Here is a 7075-nt window from a genome sequence, read left to right as displayed (position 1 = left end):
GATCTGCGATGCGCGCTCGGCCGCGGCGGCGCTGGTCCTCGGCGCGGAGGGCGTGCAGATGGGCACCCGCATGCTGGCCAGCGACGAAGCAGCCGTCCACGCCAACTTCAAGGACGCCATCGTCGCGGCCAACGACGACGGCACGGTGATGCTCGACCTTCCCGGCAACCCCACCATGCGGGTACTGCGGACGGGGTTGGCGGCAACGCTGGCCACCTCCGCGTTGGAGGCTCCGCTGCTCGGCGGCATCACCAGCCTGTACTTCGACGGTGACATGGATGCCAGTGTGGCGAATACGGGTCAGGTGTCGTCCCGGATCACCGAACTCATGCCGGTCTCGGAAATCGTGCGGCGCACGTGGACCGAGATCGAGGCCGCCCTGGCGGCGGCCGGAAACCGGCTGCACTGACGCGTTGCCCCACGACCTCAGCTCGCCGGGTAGTCGCGCCTGAGCAGATCGTGGAAGGCGAACGCCGGAACGCCGAGCGCCACCGAAAGCTCCGAGGCGTACGTGCGGGCGATGACCAGGCCGTCGGCCTGCTCGTCGAACGTTCCGGTGAGATCCACCGCGACCCGGCAGCCGAACGTGTCGGTGACCGCGTCGCCGTCCACCTCGACCCTGAGGACCCCCTCGGGCATGGCCAGCGCAGCGACGGCAGCCCGGACGTCATCCGTCCCGGCTGCCATATCGACGTAAACAGACACGAACGAAGCCATCCCGCCGAATCATCCCAGCTCGCAGGGAGATGCGACAACCGCTCAACCTCTTGGTTGCCTCGTGTTCACCTGTTGGACACGCGCAGCGCGGACGGCCGTCCGAATCTCGCCCGCACCCCTCGCGAGTACAGCGCGCGCAGTCGCTCGCCCGTCGGCTCGACACCGGCTGCCGCCACCAGTTCGTCGTCCAACTCGAGCACCTCGGCCGAGCACAGCGGGAACGGGACGTGCTCGTTGGGCACCCACCAGGTGCGACCCGCCTTGCGCGTGTGCCCCCCCAACGTGCGGTGAGCCGACCTCCAGCGGTGTGGGATCGACGGTCGCACCGACTTCCACCGTGACCCGGCTCCGCAGTCCCCGACCTGGCAGGCGCCGCACACTGTCATACGTGATCCGCTGGCCTTCCCGGGTCAACCGCATCTTCGCCCACGTGTACGGCGTGCCCATGCCGACCCGGGTCACCGAGACGACCGCCAGCCGGGACGTCTCGAGCGACCGGAAGAGCACGCCGTGGCGGCCGTCGTCATCTGTCGAGTACAGCCTGACGTTGGTCTCCAGAAAGCTCCCGAAGTAGGGAATCGGGCGCGAAAGACCAAGCGCCACTTCACTCATCGCGAAGGGGACGGAGTCCGACGTAGGTCACTCCGTCGCCGAACACGTCGGGCCGCGTACCACTCGGGTACAGGTGCGCGACCGATTCCGGGTCGACGGGCCAATGCACGAAGGTGAGGCTGCGCCAATGCTGGTGGGTGAAGTGGGGTCGCGGCAGCACCGGCGGGCCGACCGGAAAGGCGTGGGGCAGCGACACTTCGCGATCGTGTCACGTCCGGTGGGGGTTACGAGTCGATCCGCTCGTGAGCAGTCAGCAGCAACTGGTCGTAGCTCGACCTTGCTGGCAACACGTCCGAATAGCTCAGCGCCAGAAAGTCCTTGACGATCTGCTCCCCGATGGGTCGGAGCTTGACGTTGGTCGCCTGCGAACGCCACTTGAGCAGGTCGAACGCCGCCTCGGCACTGATGTGATAGACCAGCATCAGCATTCCCTTGGCCCGCTCGATACCACCGCGATTCTCGCTGATCTCGGCGACGGCCTCCGTCACCGACCGTTGATGCTCCCGGTCGGTCGACGGCGTGACGTCGACGTAGTAACCGTGCGTCCCGATCACCTCGCCACCGTCATCGTGCAGGCGCTCCCCGACGACGACTACCTCGCGAACGCGACCCTTGACGTCGACGATGCGGTGACGTGCGCTGAACGGCCTGCCGGTGCGGACGATCTCCTCGAGCGTCGCGGCCACGTGACTGAGGTCGTCGGGATGTTTGTGGGAGAGCACGACTTCAGTGGTGGGAGCGGCTTCGCCGGGGCCATAGCCGTGCATGCGCTCGACCTCTGGCGACCATTCCCAGCGGTGGTCGCTGAACAGGAAACGGAAGGAGCCCGCACGTTCAGGACCCTCTCCGGCGGGCATGCTCTTGGCCGGGCTGCCCGCGGAGCGGTGTTCATCCGAGATGAACATCGGACTCGGTCCTACGCGCGCCGTATTGGGACGTGGCGGGAAATGCAATCGCTAGCACCATTCACCTCCGAGGTCTGGGGAAGTAAACCTGTTTTCGTTGCGAAAGGCGTTATACCTCAACACGGCCCCGCCCGGCAAGACAGAAGGCGCGGAGCCGTTTCGGGTGCGACATATCGGGGCAATCACCCTCGGTGATGACAGAGCCAGTGACGGATGGCGACGCCCGCCTCGTGCGCGTCACCCCCGGCGGGCCGTTGATGATCCAGGGGCCCGTGCGGATCGAGCTGCCCGACGGCACCTCGGTCGAGTCGGACCGGTTCATGGTGGCGATCTGCACCTGCAAGCGGAGCAAGACCTATCCCCTGTGCGACACCAGCCACCGCAAGCGGCGCCGCGATGACCAGTCGTCAGGCGATCGGTCGACGTAGCGAGCTTCGGCCAGACACCCAACTCTTCATCATGTGTGCGGCCAGCCGCTCCTCGGCGAGGTCGCGGACCCGGATACCCAACACGACGTCGCGATCCAGTTCCGGTTCATCGGCCACCAGGTTGCCCACCACGTCGTCGCGCACCACCTGCTCGTGAACCGCACCGGGTTCGACGTGCTCGGCGTAGAAGCGCACGCAGGGCTCGGGCGCGGACAGCCGGTTCAATGCCTGCACCAGCCGGTGCGACCCGGGAGGCGAGGTGATCTCCGACGATGCGAAATACCCCACTGCCGCGCCCCGCCACGCCCTGTGCAGCCCGAACATCGACATCAGATTCACCACGACCAGCGATTCCGCAGGGACGTGGTTCAGGTATGCCAGGTACTTCGACTCCAGCTTGGCCGCGCGCAGCAGATCGGCGAAGAGCTTCTGGTCGAGTCGATCGCCCCGACCTGCGCCGTACTCGATCGCGACGAACGCTGCCTTGGCGGGCCCGGGAAGCCGGGGAATGAGCCAGGCGTGCGATTCACACTCCCTGAGGTTGTAGATCGAGCGGTGCACGAAGTACTCGCGCATCTGCGCCCACGTTCCCTCGTCGCGCAGGAAGTACGAAAGCCCTTCGCCGTCAACGGGTTCAACAGACAGTGCGTCCATCTCCGCGAACGCGGTCGCGCCCTCACCCGACTTGCCGACATCGCACAGCAACGCGGCTTCGAAGACCTGCTCGAGACTGGACCTCAGGTGCAGCAACCCGGCATCCCACTCCCACCGCGAATCGACGCCGGCGAACCCACGGTAGTGAAGCTCGTAGCAGACGTGCAGCGCGAGTTGCAGATCCAGTCCGTACGGGTCGGCGTGTGAGACCGGCGCCGCGAGTCGACTCAGATGTCGACGTGGCGGCCGACCACCGATGAGGTCGAGGACGATTGCGGACAGCGGACCCACGGCAACTGGCGGTGACGGTTCACCAGTCGTTGACAGCGGCACGTTGGTCACTTACCCCGTCGGCGTCAAGGTAATCCTCTCCCCACCTTTTGCGGGCATCTTCGAATTGAGACCTCGTGCACATCCCCGGGACCCACGATTGGTAGCCGACTCGACGGGTATGCGAATTGGTGAAGGTGCACCCCGCGCCGACCAAGCCGTCAATGCCGAAGGGGCGAACCAATATGACGACGTCCAGTACCAACACCCTGATTGCGCAATTGCGGGCAGTGCTCGACCTGACCAACACCGAGATCCAGGTGGCCGAGACCCGCGTTGCTCAGGCGCGCACCGCGGCAGTCCGCAAGGAACTGTCCCAGAACGCCGCCAATGGGCGCGCACGCGCCGAGTCCATCGAGTCCGCCATCCGCGACCTCGGCGGCCACCCCGACGTGATCGGCCCGTTCTTCGGCCGCGCCGCCGCAGCGGTGAAGGCACTGACCGAGCAGGCTCAGCCGTTCGACGAGGCACTTCTCGGCGATCTGTCCCTCGAACACCAGTTGCTCGACCGCGCTCGCTACACCAAGGCACTCGCGGTCGCAGCGAAGCGTTCGGACGTCGAAGCACTGGCCACGCGCCTGATCACGGCGCACGCTGCGACCATCGACTGGCTGACCACCGTGTTGGCCGAGGATGCGCTCGGTGGTCCCGCCACCCTGCGGCGCACGCCACTGCAGGCCGCTGCGGGCACGGCGATTCAGCTGGTCAACGCGCCGGTGAACTGGTCGGTTCGCGGGCTCGACAAGGCCGTGGAGACCGTACGGGCGGCCCCGTTGGCGCTGAGCGAGCTGCTGAACCGCGGCAAGCAAGCCGGTGACCTGGCCGCCAAGACGCTGTCGACCTCGCGCGATGCCGCACTGGAGACCGCCGAGAACGTCATCCGCGACGGTGGGGCCGACCAGGCCGCCGACGTGGTCCACTCCGTGCGGACCGCCGCCGGTATCCGCGATTCCTCCGAACTGCCGATCGACGGCTTCGACGAGCTGAACGTGAGCCAGGCCGTCGCCGCGCTCAAGGACCTGACCGATCCCTCAGACGTTCGGGCGATCCTCGCCTACGAAGAGTCGCACAAGCAGCGTCAGGGCATCGTTTCCGCCGCGCAGGCGCGAGTCGCACACATCGCGCAGGAGGTCGTCGGGATCGGGTAACACCGCATTTCGAAACGCTTGAAACGAACGCCCCGCCACCGATGGCGGGGCGTTCGGCATATGCAGCACCGAACTACCAGTTGCGCACGCCGGGGAGATAGCCGGCGGGCTTGTCCCCCACCTTGATGCCTGGGCTGATGAGTTGGTTCTGGTAGCCGGGGGTGAACATCCGGTACACCGACGCGGGCGCGACGGCGCTCGCCCGATCCAGTTCGGCACGCAACTCGCTTGGCAGTTCCACGTCGAGGGCGGCCATCGTGGAAGCGAGCTGGTCCGCGCTGCTCGCGCCGACGATGGCGGACGCGATGCCCGGTTGAGTGGCGACCCAGTTGATCGCCACCTGAGCCATCGACACGCCGAGCTCGTCGGCGATGTCGCCAAGCGGCTTGAGCAGCTGCCAATGTCGTTCCGACAGGTCGAGTCCCGATGCTCCGGGGATGCTCAGCCGGCCGTCACCCGAGAGCCCCTTGTCTGCATGGCGGTACTTGCCGCTGAGGAATCCCCCGCCGAGCGGGCTCCACGCGGTGATGCCGAGGCCGAGGGTCTGCGACATGGCGACGTGCTCCACCTCGATCTGCCGATCGACCAACGAATAGGGCAGCTGCAGGTTGATCATCGGCGGCAGTGAGTGCGCCTCCGCGAACGTCTGGGCCTGCGCCGCATACCAACTGGGCACGTCGGACAGCCCGGCATAACGGATCTTGCCCGCCCGCACCAGATCGTCGAAGGTGCGCAGGACCTCCTCGACCGGGGTCAGCCGGTCCCAGGTGTGCAGCAGGAAGAGGTCGACGTAATCGGTGCCGAGACGCCTCAGGGAGTCGTCGAGGGCCCGGATCATGTGCTTGCGTCCGTTTCCCCCGGCGTTGGGGTCACCGGGGGTGACGCTGTTGGTGAACTTGGTGGTGAGCACCACCCTGTCCCGTGCGTTCGCCTCGGCGATGAGCCTGCCCAGGATGGTTTCGCTCTCTCCTGCGGTGTAGAAGTCCGCCGTGTCGATGAAGTTGCCACCACCGTCGAGGTAGCGACGGAAGATGGGTCGCGCCTCGTCCTCGGTCTTCCCGTAGGCGGCGTGGTAGCCCGCGGTGCCGAAGTTCATCGTGCCGAGCGCCAGCCGGCTGACGCGCAGTCCTGACTTGCCGAGTAGGTAGTACTGATCGAGTGCCATGTGAGTCAGCGTGCCGTCCACAAAATGGACCCGCAAGTCCAGAAGTCCCCGATGGGCCACGGCCGTGCACCGATGTCGGTAGCGTCGTCGCAATGGCATTCATGGGAACGTCCAGACCGGGACTTCGGCGGCTCGTCGTTCCCGCCCTCGCGCTCGCGGCCGCGTGCACCGCCGGGCCGTGCGGGGTCGCGAATGCCTCACCGGTCTTCGACGACCAGGGGTACTCCACGTGCACCGCGACCACGATGCCTGGTCCGGGTCAGGACTTCGACGCCGTCTCCACCACGTGCTGCGTGCAGAACGCCGGTGTTCCCGCTCCGACCAGGTTCGGAATGGGTTGCGTCGCACCGATGGACGGCGCGGCGATCGACGAGCGGCCAACCATCGTGCTCCCGCTGCGACCCTCGCCACCGGAGGACGCCGACGGCGCCTTGGACGACCTGGGTGACCTGCCCCTCCCCGAGCCGATTCCGTAAGACCCAGGTCAGCCGGCGGGTGGTGGCGGAGGCGGCGGAAGAATCAGGCCGGGCGGTGCGGTAGGACCGTCGGCCGGGTCGGGCAGGAATTGGACCGGTCCGGCGGGGATGACGGTGCCGGGCGGTGGGGCGGTGCCCGGCAGTGGTTCGCCGAGTTGTTCCTGGGGCATCTGACCGAGCAGTCCGCCCTTGAGATCACCGGCGCGATACTCATCGATGTAGCGACCGAGCCACTTGCGCTTGTTGACGTCGGCGCTCTCATCGCCAGGGGCGACCCCGAACTGCTGCCCCTGACCGGGGGCGGCGGGTGCCAGGTTGATGGCCCCTGCGCCGTAGGCGTTGTTGAACACGTTGAGGTTCGGCGGCGTTCCCGGACCCGCGCCCGGCGCGGAGGGCACCGCGTTCTGACCAAGCACGGTGTCCCGATCCAGACCCGCCATCGTCGGCACACCCAGGGTGCCGGGAACGTCGGCAGGAGCGGCGTTGCTCTGCGCCAGCACGTCGACCCCGGCCGGGCCCAGTTGGCCCATCCCTGGCACCGCGGGGCCCTGGGGTGGCGGCGGGGCCGGATCCCCTGGGGCAGGCAGCGGATCCGGTGGAGCGTCGTCCGCTGCGGCGGTCGCCGGGAAGGCGACCGCCG

The 7075-nt window shown here is 67.4% G+C and carries 9 protein-coding genes and 1 pseudogene; 4 read left to right on the top strand and 6 right to left on the bottom strand.

The features are described 5' to 3' along the window. The coding region (locus ACRDUX_RS01865; protein ID WP_526410458.1) for an NAD(P)H-dependent flavin oxidoreductase at positions 1-409 on the top strand (409 nt) is incomplete at its 5' end. A 17-nt stretch (positions 410-426) separates the two neighbouring features. Here the strand turns inward: ACRDUX_RS01865 and ACRDUX_RS01860 are convergent. The 3 genes and pseudogenes from ACRDUX_RS01860 to ACRDUX_RS01850 form a co-directional block, all read right to left on the bottom strand. Beyond that, positions 427-717, bottom strand: coding sequence for a hypothetical protein (locus ACRDUX_RS01860; RefSeq protein WP_526410456.1), 291 nt, complete (start codon positions 715-717; stop codon positions 427-429). A gap of 65 nt (positions 718-782) precedes the next feature. Continuing rightward, positions 783-1525: pseudogene (locus tag ACRDUX_RS01855) on the bottom strand (YqjF family protein). Positions 1526-1553: 28 nt separating this feature from the next. Further along, positions 1554-2228 (bottom strand): ANTAR domain-containing protein, encoded by a 675-nt coding sequence (locus tag ACRDUX_RS01850; protein ID WP_526410460.1) that lies wholly within the window; start codon positions 2226-2228, stop codon positions 1554-1556. Between the two features lie 200 nt (positions 2229-2428). On the opposite strand from ACRDUX_RS01850, the gene ACRDUX_RS01845 reads away from it, so the two are divergent. Beyond that, positions 2429-2662, top strand: a complete 234-nt coding sequence (locus tag ACRDUX_RS01845) for a CDGSH iron-sulfur domain-containing protein (protein WP_526410455.1) — start codon at positions 2429-2431, stop codon at positions 2660-2662. Here ACRDUX_RS01845 and ACRDUX_RS01840 read toward each other — a convergent pair. Further along, positions 2642-3658, bottom strand: coding sequence for an iron-containing redox enzyme family protein (locus ACRDUX_RS01840; RefSeq protein WP_526410453.1), 1017 nt, complete (start codon positions 3656-3658; stop codon positions 2642-2644). The two genes, ACRDUX_RS01845 and ACRDUX_RS01840, sit on opposite strands and share 21 nt — an antisense overlap. 173 nt (positions 3659-3831) lie before the next feature. Here ACRDUX_RS01840 and ACRDUX_RS01835 point away from each other — a divergent pair, with 173 nt between their 5' ends. Beyond that, the gene (locus ACRDUX_RS01835) at positions 3832-4794 is read left to right on the top strand and encodes a ferritin-like domain-containing protein (protein WP_526410451.1); all 963 of its coding nucleotides are present in this window, start codon (positions 3832-3834) and stop codon (positions 4792-4794) included. 73 nt (positions 4795-4867) lie between these two features. Here ACRDUX_RS01835 and ACRDUX_RS01830 read toward each other — a convergent pair whose 3' ends face one another. Next, positions 4868-5959 carry an aldo/keto reductase gene (locus tag ACRDUX_RS01830; protein WP_526410449.1) on the bottom strand — a complete coding sequence of 364 codons (1092 nt, stop codon included), beginning with the start codon at positions 5957-5959 and terminating at the stop codon, positions 4868-4870. Between the two features lie 92 nt (positions 5960-6051). Between ACRDUX_RS01830 and ACRDUX_RS01825 the strand changes: the two genes are divergently transcribed. Then, entirely contained in the window at positions 6052-6435 is a 384-nt protein-coding gene (locus ACRDUX_RS01825; RefSeq protein ID WP_526410447.1) for a hypothetical protein, read from the top strand. An 8-nt stretch (positions 6436-6443) separates the two neighbouring features. Here ACRDUX_RS01825 and ACRDUX_RS01820 read toward each other — a convergent pair. Beyond that, the coding region (locus ACRDUX_RS01820; protein WP_526410445.1) for a hypothetical protein at positions 6444-7075 on the bottom strand (632 nt) is incomplete at its 5' end.

The organism is Mycobacterium sp. (assembly GCF_050701675.1).
Taxonomy (GTDB): Bacteria; Actinomycetota; Actinomycetes; order Mycobacteriales; family Mycobacteriaceae; genus Mycobacterium.
Note: the sequence above shows the minus strand (reverse complement) of the source record. Positions and strands in the feature narration are given on the sequence as shown.

Bases quoted from the DNA above. Each gene is read 5' to 3' on its own strand.
- ACRDUX_RS01835 (WP_526410451.1), top strand. From the start codon at position 3,832: ATGACGACGTCCAGTACCAACACCCTGATTGCGCAATTGCGGGCAGTG.
- ACRDUX_RS01845 (WP_526410455.1), top strand. From the start codon at position 2,429: ATGACAGAGCCAGTGACGGATGGCGACGCCCGCCTCGTGCGCGTCACC.
- ACRDUX_RS01825 (WP_526410447.1), top strand. From the start codon at position 6,052: ATGGCATTCATGGGAACGTCCAGACCGGGACTTCGGCGGCTCGTCGTT.
- ACRDUX_RS01860 (WP_526410456.1), bottom strand. From the start codon at position 717: ATGGCTTCGTTCGTGTCTGTTTACGTCGATATGGCAGCCGGGACGGAT.
- ACRDUX_RS01830 (WP_526410449.1), bottom strand. From the start codon at position 5,959: ATGGCACTCGATCAGTACTACCTACTCGGCAAGTCAGGACTGCGCGTC.